This is a genomic window from Bacillus benzoevorans (assembly GCF_014207535.1).
GTDB classification, from domain to species: Bacteria; Bacillota; Bacilli; order Bacillales; family Cytobacillaceae; genus Bacillus_BD; species Bacillus_BD benzoevorans.
The window spans coordinates 25,639-42,158 of the sequence record NZ_JACHGK010000002.1; the positions used below are offsets into that span (position 1 = coordinate 25,639).

Sequence of the window (16,520 nt, forward strand, 5' to 3'; positions counted from 1 at the left end):
AAGTTTTTATTTTCCCATGGTCCCCATTTCAACTTATTGAGCAGCAAAAGCGCACCACCTTTTGATAGGAGACGTGAATACCTGTGGTCTTACAGCATGCTCAGCAACAGTCTTAGTATCTGTCTCCCCTAGTCTACCAAAAATGAGCGAAAACCGCACGATTTGCATGCTTCTTTTAAAATACATCCCTTGAAAAAACAAGGGACATGTTTGAACTTGTCCCAATAATAATAATAATAAGGGATAAGTCGGGATACAGGACCTGTCCTGTGTCCAATTATCAGTTTGTCCTCTAACATTTACCAAGAGAGTAACTTCTTAGTACTTTGCATATTTGTTTATATTTATCCATTTCCTTCCATAATGAAGAAGGAGTTTCAAGCAGATTATTAGAAAACATAATGAGACTTTACAAAAATCTTCGAAAAAAATCAGGAGGTTATTATGAGCAGATTAGTACATTTTGAAATTCATGTCGATGACATGGTCCGCGCTAAGAAGTTTTATGGAGAAGTATTTGGATGGACATTTGAAGATTGGAGCGAATATGCAGGAATGCCGTATTTTGGCGCAGTAACTGGTGGAGAAAATGAGCCTGGAATAAACGGAGCACTCATGCAACGGCAAAGTCCTTCTCCAGAACAAAATCAGCCATTAAATGGCTATGTGTGTACAATGCAAATAGAGGATTACGATGCAATCGAAGCAAAAATTCTTAATAATGGCGGTGTTGTCGCACTTGCAAAGCACGCACTGCCTGGCATGGCGTGGCAGGGATACTATAAGGATACGGAAGGAAATATCTTCGGCATTCATCAACCTGATGTAAATGCAAAATAGAATTCACCTTATTAGGGAAAAGGCGCGATAAACTTGCCTTTTTCTTTTTTATCATTCTTATTATTTATGAAAGCTTTCCATTAACGATGCTGGTCGATTAAAATTGGATCCCCATTCGGAGCTAAATTGGCAGCAGAGGCTGTTAAATTTTTTAAACTACGAGGTAATAAGAAGAATTTTGTCGAATAATGAGTAATAAAAGATCCTTTTGAGGGGGAAGACAGATGGATTTTTTAGTACTCTTGTTAATTCCCGCACTAATCGGTTATTCGCTTTATTCTTACTTAAAAAGAAAAGGGAATCGAAGAGGGCTACTTATTTTAACCATTATTTCACTATCCTTTGTTACCGGTATGATCATCGGATCCTTTATCGGAATGGATTTGGGCGGTAACTATTACGGAGACTTTGTATTCAATGGAGGGCGTGGATACGAAGCAGCTGGGCAAATCGGAGCTATCATTGGCGGACTTCTCGGAGCGGTGTGTGGGTTATTACTTGTTCTATTAATTTTTAGAAACAAAGGAAACAGAAAACTCAAATAATACCTTAGTGAATAAAGGAATGGGGTTTGCTTCTTGTACCAACAGCAACCACCAATGTACTTCTGGCTTCTTAAAACACTCTGTTTTCTTTATGGGGACAGAGGGACAGATTATAGTCCCTGTTTCTAAAAGTTGGACGTCAAACCTGTCACCCCTGTCCAGGGCGCAATCCTTGTGCCAGGAATTCGCGCCTTAACAGAAAACTAGAATTCAAGCTAATATTCATAATGATTTTCCGCATTTGCTACCCATTAAAGAAGACTTTTTCCCACTCATCCATTAAAAATTGAAATTATCCGGATCTGGACCGTTTCTATGATTACGATTCATGGAATCAATCGCGTTTATATCTTCCTCAGATAGTTCAAAATCAAAGATATCGGCATTTTCAATAATGCGTTGTTTTTTAACGGATTTAGGAATTGTCACCATGCCACATTGCAAATCCCAGCGTAAGATGATTTGTGCCACTGATTTTTTATATTTTGCTGCAAGCTCTTTTAGTGTTGGTTCACCTAACATTCTCCCGCGGCCAAGTGGTGACCATGCTTCTAATTGAATATGATGTTCTTGGCAGTAGCGAAGTAATTCTTTTTGGGTCAATCGAGGATGGCATTCCACCTGATTCACCATTGGTGCAATTTCTGCAGCAGCAAGTAAATCCTCTAAATGATGAATTTGGAAGTTGCAAACCCCAATTGCACGAACTTTTCCTTCCTTGTATAAGGTTTCCAACGCCTTCCATGTTTCTTTATATTTTTCTTTCACAGGCCAATGAATAAGGTACAAATCAATATATTCTAAATCTAGCTTTTTCAAGCTTTCATTAAAGGCAACTAGTGTAGATTCATAACCTTGATCGGTGTTCCAAACCTTTGTCGTGATAAATAATTCTTCGCGTGGAACTCCAGCCTCTTTAATGGCTTGTCCAACACTTTCTTCATTTTTGTAGAATGCAGCGGTATCGATGCTGCGATATCCAGCCTTAATCGCCTCTTTCACAGCATTTATCGTCTCTTGTCCTTCTTCAGACAAATACACCCCAAGACCAAACCAAGGCATTTTCACTTCATTATGTAAAGTAGTTACATCCTGCAAACTTTTAAACAAGGGAATCAGCTCCTTTTAAAAAAATTATCTGTAGCTTTAGTCAACGTCTAATTAAACATACTCGACTTTCTTCATCATGTCCAATGCGGTCATGTTTTACCTCAATAGAGGATAGGTACCAGAATTCATACTTCTATCATTCTTACAACACAAGCTTTATTCTGGCAATTTGTTAAACATGTTGAACTTCTTTTTCCAGCCATTTAGTTAATGCTTTTACAGTCGAGATTCTATCCTTAAGTTTGGTTTTGCTGACGGTTTCATTGATTTGGTAGATACCTTTTTCAAGGAAATCTTGCCAAAAGACAGAGTCGCATTCGTTCCAATTGTTCACAGCACTGCTTTCTAAATATTCTCTTATATCATAAAGACTATTTTCATATTTTCTAATCGTGCTGACCGATGCCCCGTACGTTTTTTCTTTATAGAAAGCAATGAGATCTTTTGCATAGAAATTATCAACATTTTCCGGTAAGAATCCCAAATTATCATAAAGTGGAATGTCCTCTTTCAACACAACCGTTACCCGCTGTTTTTTGTTATGTACCGGTAAAAGTTCCGTGTGGCGCTGCTTTCCGCCTGTCACAAAAGGGGATAACTCCAAGTCCAATTGTTTTCTTACCGTATTAAAATCTGCTGTTACCTCTACTTTTCCATATTGTTTGTAAAGCATCAGATACAACTGATACTCCGATTGTTTCAACCATAGCTCAGCCTTGTCCCCTTTTCCTTTTTCGACCAATTCTCTTAATGAAAGATTGTCATACATCGGGATTGGTTCATTTTGTTCAAAAGTCCAAAGTTGCTGCGCAAATAGTGTAAAGTATTCTGGGACATCTTTTTTAACCATGATGAATATTTGTTTCACTTCAGCCTGTATCGGCAAGGTGAGCTTTTCTTCCTGCGATTCTTGTAACTGAAAAACCCCTTCTGCCCTTTGCAATTTTTTTAAGAATAAATTCACGGTTTCTAATCAGGTGGAAATAAAAGTTAATGTTTGATCACGCAGTTCTAGGCTGGCCAATACTTCCCCAAATTGAATATCGCCATCGAGTTCACTATCCTTATATATATGCAGATCATCGAGCCAAACGAATTTTTTACAAGCATCCTCCCATGCCTCGATCGTCAAGTATTCTTCATTGTATAAAAAATTCTCTCCAATGCGCTTGTCCAGCAGTCGAAATTTATAATTGTATTGAATGAATTCCTTTTCCCCTACATCCTCTTTTTCGTTATCATCCTGTAAGGCGTGAAGCAATTCAGGATAATACTCGACTAGAACTTCTTCATGGGTAAGCCCTGTTTCCCTCATCAGTCTTTGCGCCAACATGGTTGCATGATGATATCCCTTTGGACTCGCCATCCTCCTCACACCATTAAAATAATAAATGTGATCAAATGGTTCGAGCAGAGCTAACGTGCTATCCCAAGGAGTGAAAAAGGGGATATTTTCCTGATAATTGGATACGGGTATTTTTTCTTTTGTAAAAAAGTCAAGGAACAGAATTTCTGAGTCTGTCTTGTCGATGGCTTGAACGAGCTTTGGTTTAAGCCCTATCCATCTTTTGACCATGACAAGCTCCTCATCCGAGAGCCGTTGTCCCTTTTCTGCCAGGAACCATTCAATGCCGCGCAGGCCATTTTCATAGCGGTAGAAAAAATATAGCCAAAAGTCAAAAAGAAGACTCAGTTCTTCAGCGGACTTTAATTTTGCTCTATTTTTAAACTCGAATTTAATTTGCTGATAGTGACTTGATGAAAGCCTCTCAGAAATAAAATCTTGGAGTTGATTCACAAGACTATTTTTTTGTTGATAAAAACGTTCTATTTTAAACTTTTGCAACTGAAGAACATTGTTCTTTTGCATACAACATTTTTTATACTTCTTCCCACTCCCACAAGGACAGGGATCATTTCTGCCAACACTCATTTGCATTCCTCTTTCTTTTGGATAAAATCATATTTATATACTAACACAAATAATACGGGGCGAAACGTGGCAAGGACAGAGGGACAGGTTTGTTATCCCAGTTCCCCCAAAAACGCAGGACGCGGAACCTGTCCCCGCGTCCCTACTTTAACAGAGTTATTTTAAAGGATTGTGAGGGAAAAGCGTATGAAAAAGGTTGGCATTATCGGTGGGATTGGACCGGAATCAACGGTTGACTATTATCAATCTATTATTGCAAAGGTTCAAGAAAGAGTAGGCTCGAAAGAAGTACTGCCCGAACTATTTATCAACAGTATTAATATGTATAAGCTGTTTCAGCTTCTAACAAACGGACAAATAAAAGAGCTAATTGATTATTTGGCAGACGCTGTGCAAGAACTAAAGAATGCAGGGGCGGACTTTGTTGTGATGTCCGGCAATACTCCGCACATTGTCTTTGGTGAGGTGCAGCAAAAAGTTCAAATTCCCATGATCAGTATCGTTGAGGAAACCTTGCTAAACGTGAAAATGGGTGGGCTGCAAAAGATTGGGCTGATTGGAACAAAATTCACAATGGAAAATGATTTTTTCAAAATTCCCTTCGCGGCTGAAAATCGGAAAATCATCGTCCCAAATGAAGCAGAACAAAAATTTATTCATAAGAAGATTGTCGAGGAATTGGAAAATGGACTTGTGAATAAAGAAACAAAAGAACAGTTTTTAGAAATCATCGAACAAATGGTGAAGCGAGATGGTGTGCATGGAATCATTTTAGGCTGCACAGAGCTCCCTATGCTCCTGCAAAAAGAAGATTTGGCCATGCCTGTATTCAATACAACTGAAATCCATGTCGAAAAAATTGTCACTACGATCTTGGCAGAATAAACTAGGCACCATCTAGTTTCTGGATGGTGCCTTTTTTTATTTGCCTGTTGTAATGTTTTTCAATTCCAGCCATAATTTTTCCTGCTTCTCCCCAACCTCCATTTTCCACCATTTATGTCCATCATTTCATTCATAATTATTAATTTAAGACTTTGCTTAATATTGCCTTATCTTAAGGTTCAGTATGGTAAAGCAGCCCTAGCTTTTCTAACTTATGCATCATTTCGTTTGCAAAAGGAATGTGAGGCGGGTAGTTCATAATAGGAATCATATTGGTTGTCGTTGGAGCAAGTTCGGAATAATCCTGCCCCGCTCCCAATGAAGCGGAAAACAACTTGGACCAATAATAAAGCGTCCGTTCAGGTAGCATGTCATACTGATTGATTAATTGGATTTCTACCTTAGTTCTTTCATTCCTGGATGTAGAAACTAATATATTCCGGTCTGATACACATCCTCTAATCAGCTTCGTCATATGCTCTTTTTTAAAATACTAGCATGTTCCTCCAAACAAACTTTTTTATAAAAAATAGTGCTAAAATCTCGGTTCATTGCCTTGAACTGCTCGGGAAATAACGGGAAATAGAGGTTGGCGGTCGGGAAATGATGGTTCGGGTCTGGGAAATAGGGTTAGGCGATTCGACTCCAATTTTAACTTTCATTATAGTGAAGAAGTTAAGGGGAAAGTTTTTTTCTCTTAGTCGGAACTAGCTAAACGAAAATAATAATTGGAATGGGAATCGGGACCAAAAACCCCGTGTTCCTGCAGCGAGGTGTAAAGAAATGAACATTAAATCAGTTGCAATGGAACAATATAGAGCGTATTCGCAATTTTCATCTTTGACAGAGTTCAATCGTCATATGGAGCAATGGATGGCGGAGCATAAGAAGGATTTTTCCAAAGGGGAGCTACTGGGATTAAAACGGCTAATTCGTTTTGCGGCCAAAATCCCAGGGGTTTGTCATGCCAAAATCGGTACTATTCTAAAGGCGATTCACGAGGACTTTAATGAGAATGGGATTTCTCGCTCAACTTTTAAAAGAATGCTAGGTAAAGCAAAGAAACTGGGCATGATGACCATTTATGAAACGGAGCGTAAAAATGGCTCTCAATCGAGCAACCTTTATGTTTTCTCTCCTTTTCCAACAAATGAACTGCCCAAAGAGGAAAAATTGAACCACCCTAATGAAACTAGCAATCCTTCTGAAACAACAAAAATAAAAGATCTAAATAAACGTAAAGAAGAACCAAAGAATGAACTAGTTCAGCTTGATCACAGCTTTACAAGTGACTATGTTGCAAAACCGTTTGTTCAGCTCGTTAAATACTATTTCAACAATGCAAAGACCATTGAAGAATATTGGAGGATGACTAGAATCGCTGCCTACAATTATAACTCTAAAAATGAAACGGAATTCGTTCTTACAACAGCCATCGATTCCTTTAAGCAGCTAGTAAGAAATATCAAAACAAAGAAAATCCAAAAGCCCATTGCCTATTATTACGGAATCATCACACAAAAGCTGCATGATCACCTGTATCAAGAAAGATATGAGATGAGCGGTGAATTCGAAGTTTATTGCGAAGCACAACCATACAATGATTACTACGAAAACCTAGCCGGATTTTATATCGATAAAGGGATTATTGCCTGAAATACACAGAGCTGATTCTTATATTTCCTATTTATTTCGGTCCCTCTAAACTAATAAGAATAACCCCTGATTGAAGAACACATCTTCTTTCTCGTTCAGATTCTCTTTGGTCTATAAAATAATTTCTATCATGATTCATATTGGCAATACCATTCAAGTTAATGAAAAGAAACCGGAAAGTCAATTTACGTCCAGCATTGAGTTCTTAATTGACGGCAAACCAATGGGCAGTCATGGAATGGGTACGGGCGAATCAGAAGTTGAAAACGGATTATATGCCGGAACGATGAGTATCCGTGTTCGTGAAGAACTTCCTGATTCATTCATCCTTGGCATTCGCCCGCGTGAAGGAAATGCATGGTCAGTGGACTTACCAGTGACAAAGAAAGGAAATTATCAAGCCTTTTGGATCAATCAGGTAAAGAAGCAAGAGGATCTTACCATTCACTATGATAAAATTACTTTCTTTCCTACATCAACAGAGATATCACTTCGTCTAATAATGGATGAGAAGGTCTTTCATTCTAACAAATATGAATTTATTGACTATCGAGTAATCGATGACAAAGGGCGTTTCTTACAGCCATTAAGTGGTGGAGGCGGCGGGGGCGGACCTGAAAATGGGACAGTTTTTGGCAGTTATAAGTACTATTTCGAACCATTGCAAACCATTCCAGAGTCCATCACCATTAAACCAATTTCATACGGGATCAATGAAAATCCACCTGCATTAGAAAAAGAAAAATGGGAAGGAAAGGAAATTCTCTTTTCTCAAGGAGCCATCGGTAACTTAACTGTTTTATCAAAAACAAAGGAAAATGGCGTAACCACATTTACCTATAAAGTAGAAGGCGAAGATTTGTATCGTCAAGCAATTGCCTTTTGGCTCGAAGATGCAGCCGGTACGCGTTATGAATCTGATGGGCCAGCATTACGGGTTGATGGTACGGTGAATCAATACCAGAAATCCTTTTCAAAAACACCTCCTGCTGATGATTTATATATTACAACAGTATCGATGGATGCACCAAATTATCTGGAGGAATTTGAAATAACGATTAAATTGAAAGAATAGCCTAGCAGATAAATATATTTGCGCAAAACCCAGAGCCCTCCACTGTCGGAGGGCTCTAGATTTTACTTCATAATTTTATTTTGCGGTAATAATATAGGCGTTAGCTTCTGTATAATTAATCAACTGTACCTCATTCTCAAGTTTACATTTCTTCCATTATACGAATGATTTTAAACAGCTGATCATTAATAGGTGTGGGTACCCCGTATTTTTCCCCTAACTCACATACTTTTCCTGCTAAATATTCGACTTCTGTTTTTCTTCCTGCCTCCATATCTTGCAGCATCGAGGTTTTTCCATTCGGAGACATGCTATGTAATACAGGGCGAAAACTTATCACATCGTCCTCCGTTAAATTGGCACCAGCTTTTTGTGACAGAAGCACGACTTCACGCATCGTTGCCTCAGACCATTCATTCGCACTTGGAACCGATTGAAAAACACCATATGGAGCTCTCAGTACAGATGATGTCTGATTAATACCGACATTCACCATAAATTTCCACCACATCGTATGTAAAATGTTTTCCGAGATTTTGTAACTAATTCCCGCTTTCTCCAACAGTTCTTGAACGGCGCGCACTTCATCGGTTATAGCATTATTCTTTTCACCATATTCAATCCAGCCAAGCGAGCTGAAATTCGTTTCATTGCCGTTGCGAACCGCATCAATTTGAATACAGACACTGTAAAGAATGTGCTGCTTTGGATAGACCGCTCTGATTTCATCTTCACTCGAAATGCCATTTAATAACGATAGAAGAATCGTATCCGGTCCAATGTGTTGTTTCATATCCTCCATCGCTTGGGCTAAATCAGCATTTTTTACGGCAAAAATGACCAAGTCGGCCGGAGTGGTTTCTGTTTCCGGCGTAATGTAATTGAAATGATACTTACGCCCATTCACCTTTACTCCGTCCTGTTCAAATTTTTGAATCCGCCCTTCATTGGCCACCACTTGGAATGAATCTCCCAATAAATCATGCAATTTACTTCCATATGCTGCCCCAACGGCACCAAGACCAATCATTGATACCTTTTCAATCTTTTTCAATCTCATCCCCACCAATCTATTTTTCATATGAAAATTACCCATACAAATCATTATATATAGATAATCGAGATATTTCGATAAACTCGACTTTTATCATTACACCTGGAGGAAATCCCCTCATGTTTTCTTAAATAAATCAGATGCATATAAAAGCAGGAGTCTCTATGCGAGATTCTCCTGCTTCTTACTTCCCTACTCTGCTCCAATTAGTTACTTGTTGTTTTACTATCTGCCGCAGTGAACATCATTAGCCATGGTAGTTCTGATGAAGAATTATCCTTCATGTCCCTGCGATATTTCTTCCATTCTCCAATGAATTGGAATAAATTCATTGATAAATTCATAAGGGAATGTTCATTAAAAAAGTAACCGGAAATGTTTTTTATATTCCCGGATTGATTATATTAATTTTTAAAAAGACTCAGAAACTCTTCATATCCCTCTTCCTTTAATTTATTTTTGGGAACAAACCGAAGAGCTGCGGAATTTATGCAGTAGCGTGCCCGATCAGGACCAGGACCATCATCGAAAACATGACCAAGATGGGCATCAGATGTTTTTGTCCGAACTTCAATCCTTCTCAATCCATGAGAGGTATCAAATTTCTCTTCTAGCTCTGAACGTCGTAATGGTTTTGTAAAGCTCGGCCAGCCACAGCCCGCATCATACTTATCAGCTGAACTAAATAATGGCTCGCCTGAGATAACATCCACATAGATCCCTTCTTCTTCATGATCCCAATACTCATTTTGAAAAGGAGGCTCGGTTGCATTATTTCTTGTTACCTCATATTGAATAGAGGTAAGGTCTTTCCTTAATTCCTCATCGCTTTTTCGTTTTTTCCAATGCTCGCGAATATATTTCGCGCGGCCAGAGCTTTCTATATATAGATTATAGTGAAACGGGATCTTTTTATAGTAATCCTGATGTTTTTCTTCTGCATTATAAAAAGGTCCAGCCGGCAAAATCGCTGTAACAATTGGTTTCTTGAATTTCCCGCTCTCAGCAAGTTTGCTCTTGGAGGCCTCTGCTATTTTTCTTTGTTCCTCACTATGATAGAAAATGACTGTCCGATAGGATAAACCGCGATCGTTAAACTGGCCTTCGTTATCTGTCGGATCAATTTGCTGCCAGAAAAGTTCCAGTAACTTTTGATAAGACATAATAGTAGAATCAAATGTAATTTGAACTGCTTCATAGTGCCCCGTTGTATCTGTACATACTACCTCATAGGTTGGATTGGATGTATGGCCGCCTGTATATCCAGAAACCACTTGTTTCACTCCTGGCAACTCATCAAAAGGTGATACCATACACCAAAAACATCCCCCAGCAAAAGTCGCCAGTTCCAATGATTGAGTCATAATTCCATCTCCTTTCTGTCTATGTTACTTCGAGTATATACACTATTCACTCACATTCACGAAATATTTCGGTATCAACAGTTATCTTTTTAATATCAGCTTCTGACAGCATCATTAGCCATGGAAGTTCTGAAGTATGAGTATTTTTCAATTCTCTTCAATACTTCTTCCATTTTACCATGAATGAATTGGAATAAATCAAATGCGTGGATTTCTAGATGAGGACTCCAGATGAAATGTTCTTTGTCTTAGGTTAGATGAAAAAGTAATAGGTTCTCCCATTGCTTTAACTAAAGCAAACAGGAGAACCATAAAGTATTAATTCATATGAACTTTTCTTTTTTCTTTTTATGTCATGCAACACCCGTCGCAGTTCCTGACCTTTTCCTAGAAAAGACTGAATTAATTGCACCGTTCCGTAACAAGCTTGTATATCCAAATATTCCGCATCCGTATGTTCATAGTTGTATCCAACTGAAAGGTTGACACTTTGAATTCCATGCCCAGCCCAAATTCTTGTATCGCTGCTGCCGCCTTGGATGCATTTCCAACCACTTAATCCCGCTTCTGTTGCAGCTTGTTCAATAAATCTGCCATATGCTTCCTCGCAAAATGGGATATACCCTCCACATGATGTAACAATATCCCCGGTTCCACGGCGGTCCACCACAATCGCAGCATCTGTTCCCCATAAAAAGTACTCATCTACGTTTCTTGCCCCGACAAGGCCAACTTCTTCCTCTACGGTAAAAATAAATTTTATTTTTCCAGAAAAACTAGGCGATATATACAGGGCTTCAGCAATATTCAATAATACCGCAACTCCCGCACGGTCATCTGCCCCTAAAATGCCTTCACTGCTCGACCAAATCCCGTTCTCCTTCACAATACTTCGATTCGCTGTAATTTCTTCAAACATATCCAAATGAGCACTTAGTAAAATCGTTGGACCGTGGTCAGATTTATATGTTTTCTCTGCGAGTAAATTACCATAGCGATCGACCGTCATATAGTCGACGAATGGAGTTAATTTTTCTTTTACTACCTCTCTGATTAGCGCCTCACTGCAGCTTTCCCCCGGGATAGAAAGGAGTTCTTCCAGTTGAACATAAAAGAGCTGTTCCTTGATATAGTCAATTCCGTTTTCTAGCCACTCTTCTTCCACCATACTTAACTTTTCCGCTACATGGAGAAGTTCCGTACTTCTTAATGAGAAGTAAATAACAAAGCTACGCGCATTCTCGCGGTAGTTGACTCGTCTCATCCCTAGCGCTAAAAGCAATTGTTCCAGCTGCTCAATGTCCTTGTCATTTTTGACAATCGAGACTGAGGCAGAATTCCGGCCATGACCATCACAAGATCCATTTGTATAAAATCCAAGCCGATTCAGTTGACGAACAATCCCGCATATATACGTATCAAGCTCCTGTATCTTTGGCTCTTCCAGCCCCGGTCTGAACCAAAGAAATCCTCCATGTCCACGGTCCTGAAAATCAAGGATGGAAATCCATTCTTCTTCTTGTATTGGTCCACTATGCATCACAAGCGTTTCTCCATCATAATCATAGGATAGATTTGCTTGGTCTAAGCTTTGTAGTAGAAATTGTTTGTTCATTTCTGTTTCATGACGGCAATCAAATACATTTTCTTTTTCCTTCTTTAATAACCACCCGTGGCGAACAAATAATGCATTCCAGTTTTTCATCTAATCCTCTCCCTTTCGTGAATGTAGCTTTATTATCACAAAAAGGCTATGACACCCCTGTCACAGGATTACATTTTCTGGAGTTTTATCCCTTTCAATTACTGGAATGAAGGGAGATGTATTCGTTCGCTACGACATCATCCACTCTGTATAAAACCATATAGGAGAGGTTTTCATCAAAGTAATAAGCTGTTTCATCTAAATGTCTTGTTTGAATGATATGATCTTTTAGTCCGATTTGATCCATCTTCGATCTTAACCGTGAAATTCTTTGTCTAAAATTTTCGTTGGTTACTTCTCCGTCCTTGCCATAACTGCCAAAATAATTTCGAAAGGTCACTCTCGTTCCGGGGGAATCTTTCGAACACATCAGAAGCATATGCCGTAAGATATCCGCCCGGTCACTTGATAAGACCACTTCTTTTCCATCAAATAACAATTAAGAAGAGAACTGGGATAATGAAACTTTCCCGCAAGTCCCTAACTGCACCAAAATCAAGCTCTTTTGAAATTTCTAATTTTACATTAGTATGTTAAAATTTAAGTATATAGTTTAAATGTGGATGGAAATCATGTTAAATACAGAAATCCGTAAACTGGTAATAAAAATACTTGATAATTTGATTGAAGATGGACCGCAGTGGAAACATGGCATGGATATCCACCATTTTAACAAGAGAAAAAGGCGCGGTCATTTACCATTAGACTGGAGTTTAGAAGACTACAACCAACTCATCGTCAACATAGTAAAAGAATTAGATAGTGAAACCAATCTTTATTTTAAAGAAATATTTAAGCAGCGTTATTACGTAATTGGTGACAAATATTGGATTGACATAATTGGAGAAGACGGAATCATGGAAACAGCATTTCCCCCGAATAACTATTCAAAGTATTTATCTAAAGATGAGGGCTATATTTTTTTAGGAACTGTTCAGGAGGTGCGCAGTGATGGGCTTTAAACAAGAAATTGAATTCTATGGTGAAGACCTTCAAGATTTTGAAATGAGTCCCTTTGAGACGATTGAAGCATTCCATAAGAGAACTGTCTTGCACCAGCATTATCATGAGTTAACACCTGAAGAAAAGACATTACTGAAGGAAAAGGATCAATTCCTTTTAGAAATGGCTGAAAGTATATATGAACACTTGAAACAAATTTATGACTTTCAAATTGATAAACCATTTGAAGAATGGTGGTGGCACCTGGACAAAGTAGCGAATCGCCAGTTCACTATCGATCTAGAGCAAGGAAATGTAGTACAACAATCATTCCTTTCAACAATTGTTGAATTTAAATCAAAAGAAGCATATGATCTTTTTCTAGATTGGTCACGAGATAAACAGATTGTTATTCGTGAAAAAAAGAATGAAGACCAAAAGATTATATAACTTGTATATATTACCGGCATTCATTACAGCCAATTATTTTGAAAAACCTATAAAAATCCAAACAGGAGAACCGATCATTCACTCAACTGATTAACTCTCCTGTTTTCTTAATGCAGGTCTTCAAATACCAAAAGACTATTCCCAAGCTCCCACGTGAAAACGCTCTTGGGAAACAAGGTTTTACCGAACATATTCCCGCGATAAAACAAAAACACTGGAAATTCCTTGTGTTCTAATTGCATGTGCGGTGGCTTTTTCTTGAATTTCTTTCCTTCAGAAAGGGATTTAAATTATTTACTCGAATACTTTAATCATTTCTCCATGCAATTGATAGTATGCTAAATCATTCCAAAGTATCGAAATGCACTTTTAATATCCTCTTGTTTTTCTTCCGGACTAGGAAACACTCTCTCATTAACTTTGTTTCTATTATGAGCAACTTTCGGAGACAGACCACATATTTCTTTTGTGTGAGCTATCCAACATGTCTTAGGTGTGTAACCAAAATTCTCTTTTACAAACGCTTGTATTTCTTTGTAAGTGGCCATTTAATCACTCTCATCTATTTAGATTAAGTATGATAAGGAATGTCTATCCTTGGTCGCATTTCTTCCATAATAATTCTCAACAGCTGCTCAAAGCGAGAATAATCGTTCACAAAAGGCACTATTATATGTTAACTTATTCTTTAGTAAAGCGTTCTTGCTGTTTCTCTTTCAATTGATTAAACAACTTCTCCACAGTTCCAATTCCCACCTGGTCATACTTTGCCAAAATGACAAGCTCCTTTGGCAGTTGGCCAACGGTTTCAATTTGATTTTCGATTGATACCGCAGATCATACCAATGTACCTCGAAACCATCCATTTTTTCGAAGACTTTAGCATGTAAACAATTGGAATATTTTTTTAAAAAGTGAACAAAGGTATGTTGCTTCGAGGCAAGGATGATCTTGTTTTTTTTGTCTGCCTTCATTATGACTTTTGATCAAAGGACCCGGAAATTTTCATATTTTCCCAGCTTATATTGATCTTGATAACTGGCAATCCCCCCCATTGATTGATGCACATCATGGGGATTAGTGTATAGGTCCTTCAGAATAACTTTCGGAAAGCAGCTGCCTTTTGATCTTTTGCTGTATGACATAGCGGAGCAAAATATAGAGCAAGATAAGAATATAGACAAAAGAAAAGACCATTCCCGGTGAAAATCCTAAAATCCAAAGAACCGTACCAAGTACAAGCAGGGACATGATAAACGGATCAAAAATGGGCAGGATATTTAACGCAATCCATTTCTGGTTCCATGGTCGTAACGCTTGTGTTCCATAAATATTACAGATATCGAATAACACATGAAGAAGGATGGCTAAAAAGGTCCAAAACAAAAAGGTAGAAAAGTATAATCCCCCATTCAACAGCGAGACACCGCCCGCAATACAAAGGATTTGAAATCCTTGGGCAGGAAGAGATAAAAATTTTTATTTTTCAAAAATCTCTATCTTGGACAACGTTTGATGAATTTACGATAAACCTTGTCATAAAGCTTGATAGCACCATAGCCCAGCAATCCCCCGGAAGTGTTTAGTATTAAATCATCCACATCAAAAATTCCGAGAGAAGAAAGAACCTGTAGGCATTCCAAGCATAAACTTAAACTCAAAGATAGAGTTAATACGCCTATGAATGTCTTCCCTTTATTTTTAGATAATAATACAAGAAACATTCCAAATGGGATAAACGCTGCAATATTCCCAACCAAATTACTGAAATCATGCCAGCCCGATAGACTCTGAATATTAATGAATATTGTTTGAAACGGGATAAAATTACCTGTTTGCAATTGGTACATGAGATGATCCTGGTTCTCAAGATTCCTCTGAAGTTGATACATAAGAAAGGTCATATCTCTCCAGCGAAACTTAAATAAAATGACTCTAAGTAATGCATACATATAAAAGCCAAATAGTGCTAGTACAATCATTCTGTTCACTAATTTTACTTTTTTCATTCTGTCATCCCCCCCTCCTTGAGATTAGTATGTAATGATATTGGAAACACTGTCACAATTACACCGTCCGTATTGTTGCCTGATATCTCCCAACGATGATTAAAAGGCACATGAATAATGGTATCTTGGGTTACAGGGTAATATGTGATTTCATATTTTTCACCATGTATAGTAGTTGAAATGGACTTTTGTTCTTTTAAGAAAGCCAAATATTCCTCTAAAGAAAAATTGTTTTCCTCCATAATCACACTGTGCGGAATTCCAACATAGCGAATATGCCAAGGTTCATACTGAATGCCTGTGATGGCCGTTTTGTCCTTTGGATAACGTAAAATGAACCCGTATCTCCAAGCGTTTTCTTCTATCCACTTTCCTTCTGATGCATTAGCCATCTTCATTTGCGTAGATCCTACATCAAGCGATAATCCCAAATTATGTTCGCTATAGCCGGCTGGCAGCGCATAGTCAGAACCCATTTCCTGATAAAGTACATTTTGCTCATCAAAATCTCGATAGCCGCTGGTAATGGAGAAATGACGAACTCCTTCTTTTTCGGCGGCAGTAATCATCTCTGAAAATCTACGTGCTATATCCTCTGACAAATAAATTTCACTATTTAACAATCCATACCCCTTTGTCACTTCATTGTGCTGTGATAGATGGATGACATCCGATTTAATACTTTTTGGGTGAACCGGATATTCACTGTTGACCAAAAGCAGATTTCCTTGATAAATTTGTTCTTTTGTAATCTCTTTCTTTTGGAGAATTTCAGAAATTCTCCTATCCGCTGCTTTACCATTTTCATATTGTTCAACACTTTGTATTTCTTCTTTTGATTCAAAAAACGGCTCATTATATATGAAGGTTAAACACAAGCACAATAATAATAAAAATCCCCACTTTTTCATTTTAGTCTCCTCCTTGATGGAACTTGTTAATAGCATAGGAA

General features: G+C 38.1%; 19 protein-coding genes. 7 read left to right on the top strand and 12 right to left on the bottom strand.

What is annotated here, in order from left to right:
* The first annotated feature begins 444 nt into the window (after positions 1–444).
* Both HNR53_RS03400 and HNR53_RS03405 read left to right on the top strand, forming a co-directional pair.
* Positions 445–840 (top strand): VOC family protein, encoded by a 396-nt coding sequence (locus HNR53_RS03400; RefSeq protein ID WP_184522834.1) that lies wholly within the window; start codon positions 445–447, stop codon positions 838–840.
* Between the two features lie 224 nt (positions 841–1,064).
* Complete coding sequence (locus tag HNR53_RS03405; RefSeq protein WP_184522836.1) at positions 1,065–1,385, top strand: hypothetical protein; 321 nt, start codon at positions 1,065–1,067, stop codon at positions 1,383–1,385.
* A 279-nt stretch (positions 1,386–1,664) separates the two neighbouring features.
* Here the strand turns inward: HNR53_RS03405 and HNR53_RS03410 are convergent, their stop codons facing one another.
* The 3 genes from HNR53_RS03410 to HNR53_RS03420 form a co-directional block, all read right to left on the bottom strand.
* Positions 1,665–2,447 carry an aldo/keto reductase gene (locus tag HNR53_RS03410; protein WP_221452225.1) on the bottom strand — a complete coding sequence of 261 codons (783 nt, stop codon included), beginning with the start codon at positions 2,445–2,447 and terminating at the stop codon, positions 1,665–1,667.
* Between the two features lie 220 nt (positions 2,448–2,667).
* Positions 2,668–3,381, bottom strand: coding sequence for a site-specific integrase (locus tag HNR53_RS03415; protein WP_184522840.1), 714 nt, complete (start codon positions 3,379–3,381; stop codon positions 2,668–2,670).
* A gap of 87 nt (positions 3,382–3,468) precedes the next feature.
* The gene (locus tag HNR53_RS03420) at positions 3,469–4,428 is read right to left on the bottom strand and encodes an SEC-C metal-binding domain-containing protein (RefSeq protein ID WP_184522842.1); all 960 of its coding nucleotides are present in this window, start codon (positions 4,426–4,428) and stop codon (positions 3,469–3,471) included.
* A 186-nt stretch (positions 4,429–4,614) separates the two neighbouring features.
* Here HNR53_RS03420 and HNR53_RS03425 point away from each other — a divergent pair, with 186 nt between their 5' ends.
* Positions 4,615–5,313 (top strand): aspartate/glutamate racemase family protein, encoded by a 699-nt coding sequence (locus HNR53_RS03425; RefSeq protein ID WP_184522845.1) that lies wholly within the window; start codon positions 4,615–4,617, stop codon positions 5,311–5,313.
* 172 nt (positions 5,314–5,485) lie between these two features.
* On the opposite strand, the gene HNR53_RS03430 is transcribed toward HNR53_RS03425, so the two are convergent.
* Positions 5,486–5,788, bottom strand: coding sequence for a PD-(D/E)XK nuclease family transposase (locus HNR53_RS03430; protein ID WP_184522847.1), 303 nt, complete (start codon positions 5,786–5,788; stop codon positions 5,486–5,488).
* 308 nt (positions 5,789–6,096) lie between these two features.
* On the opposite strand from HNR53_RS03430, the gene HNR53_RS03435 reads away from it, so the two are divergent.
* Together HNR53_RS03435 and HNR53_RS03440 are read left to right on the top strand one after the other, a co-directional pair.
* Complete coding sequence (locus tag HNR53_RS03435) at positions 6,097–6,969, top strand: hypothetical protein (protein WP_246439257.1); 873 nt, start codon at positions 6,097–6,099, stop codon at positions 6,967–6,969.
* 106 nt (positions 6,970–7,075) lie between these two features.
* Entirely contained in the window at positions 7,076–8,044 is a 969-nt protein-coding gene (locus HNR53_RS03440) for a DUF5643 domain-containing protein (protein ID WP_184522849.1), read from the top strand.
* A gap of 142 nt (positions 8,045–8,186) precedes the next feature.
* Here HNR53_RS03440 and HNR53_RS03445 read toward each other — a convergent pair whose 3' ends face one another.
* The 4 genes from HNR53_RS03445 to HNR53_RS03460 form a co-directional block, all read right to left on the bottom strand.
* Positions 8,187–9,104 (bottom strand): ketopantoate reductase family protein, encoded by a 918-nt coding sequence (locus HNR53_RS03445; protein WP_343065279.1) that lies wholly within the window; start codon positions 9,102–9,104, stop codon positions 8,187–8,189.
* Positions 9,105–9,502: 398 nt separating this feature from the next.
* Complete coding sequence (gene msrA / locus HNR53_RS03450; protein ID WP_184522853.1) at positions 9,503–10,462, bottom strand: peptide-methionine (S)-S-oxide reductase MsrA; 960 nt, start codon at positions 10,460–10,462, stop codon at positions 9,503–9,505.
* 286 nt (positions 10,463–10,748) lie between these two features.
* On the bottom strand, positions 10,749–12,167 hold the full coding sequence (locus tag HNR53_RS03455; RefSeq protein WP_184522855.1) for a M20/M25/M40 family metallo-hydrolase: 1,419 nt from the start codon (positions 12,165–12,167) through the stop codon (positions 10,749–10,751).
* A 94-nt stretch (positions 12,168–12,261) separates the two neighbouring features.
* On the bottom strand, positions 12,262–12,585 hold the full coding sequence (locus HNR53_RS03460; RefSeq protein ID WP_184522857.1) for a hypothetical protein: 324 nt from the start codon (positions 12,583–12,585) through the stop codon (positions 12,262–12,264).
* A 154-nt stretch (positions 12,586–12,739) separates the two neighbouring features.
* Here HNR53_RS03460 and HNR53_RS03465 point away from each other — a divergent pair, with 154 nt between their 5' ends.
* Positions 12,740–13,129: a hypothetical protein gene (locus HNR53_RS03465; RefSeq protein ID WP_184522859.1), complete on the top strand. Its 390-nt coding sequence runs from the start codon at positions 12,740–12,742 to the stop codon at positions 13,127–13,129.
* Positions 13,119–13,559: a hypothetical protein gene (locus tag HNR53_RS03470; protein WP_184522861.1), complete on the top strand. Its 441-nt coding sequence runs from the start codon at positions 13,119–13,121 to the stop codon at positions 13,557–13,559. Before HNR53_RS03465 ends, HNR53_RS03470 begins: the two co-directional genes overlap by 11 nt.
* Before the next feature lie 338 nt (positions 13,560–13,897).
* Here the strand turns inward: HNR53_RS03470 and HNR53_RS03475 are convergent, their stop codons facing one another.
* The 4 genes from HNR53_RS03475 to vanY form a co-directional block, all read right to left on the bottom strand.
* A complete protein-coding gene (locus HNR53_RS03475) occupies positions 13,898–14,107 on the bottom strand; it encodes a hypothetical protein (protein WP_184522863.1) in 210 nt (69 codons plus the stop codon).
* A 529-nt stretch (positions 14,108–14,636) separates the two neighbouring features.
* Positions 14,637–14,975: a metal-dependent hydrolase gene (locus HNR53_RS03480; RefSeq protein ID WP_184522865.1), complete on the bottom strand. Its 339-nt coding sequence runs from the start codon at positions 14,973–14,975 to the stop codon at positions 14,637–14,639.
* An 80-nt stretch (positions 14,976–15,055) separates the two neighbouring features.
* Positions 15,056–15,568, bottom strand: a complete 513-nt coding sequence (locus HNR53_RS03485; protein ID WP_184522866.1) for a VanZ family protein — start codon at positions 15,566–15,568, stop codon at positions 15,056–15,058.
* The gene (vanY, locus tag HNR53_RS03490; protein ID WP_184522869.1) at positions 15,565–16,479 is read right to left on the bottom strand and encodes a VanY-A/VanY-F/VanY-M family D-Ala-D-Ala carboxypeptidase; all 915 of its coding nucleotides are present in this window, start codon (positions 16,477–16,479) and stop codon (positions 15,565–15,567) included. Before vanY ends, HNR53_RS03485 begins: the two co-directional genes overlap by 4 nt.
* Positions 16,480–16,520: the final 41 nt, after the last annotated feature.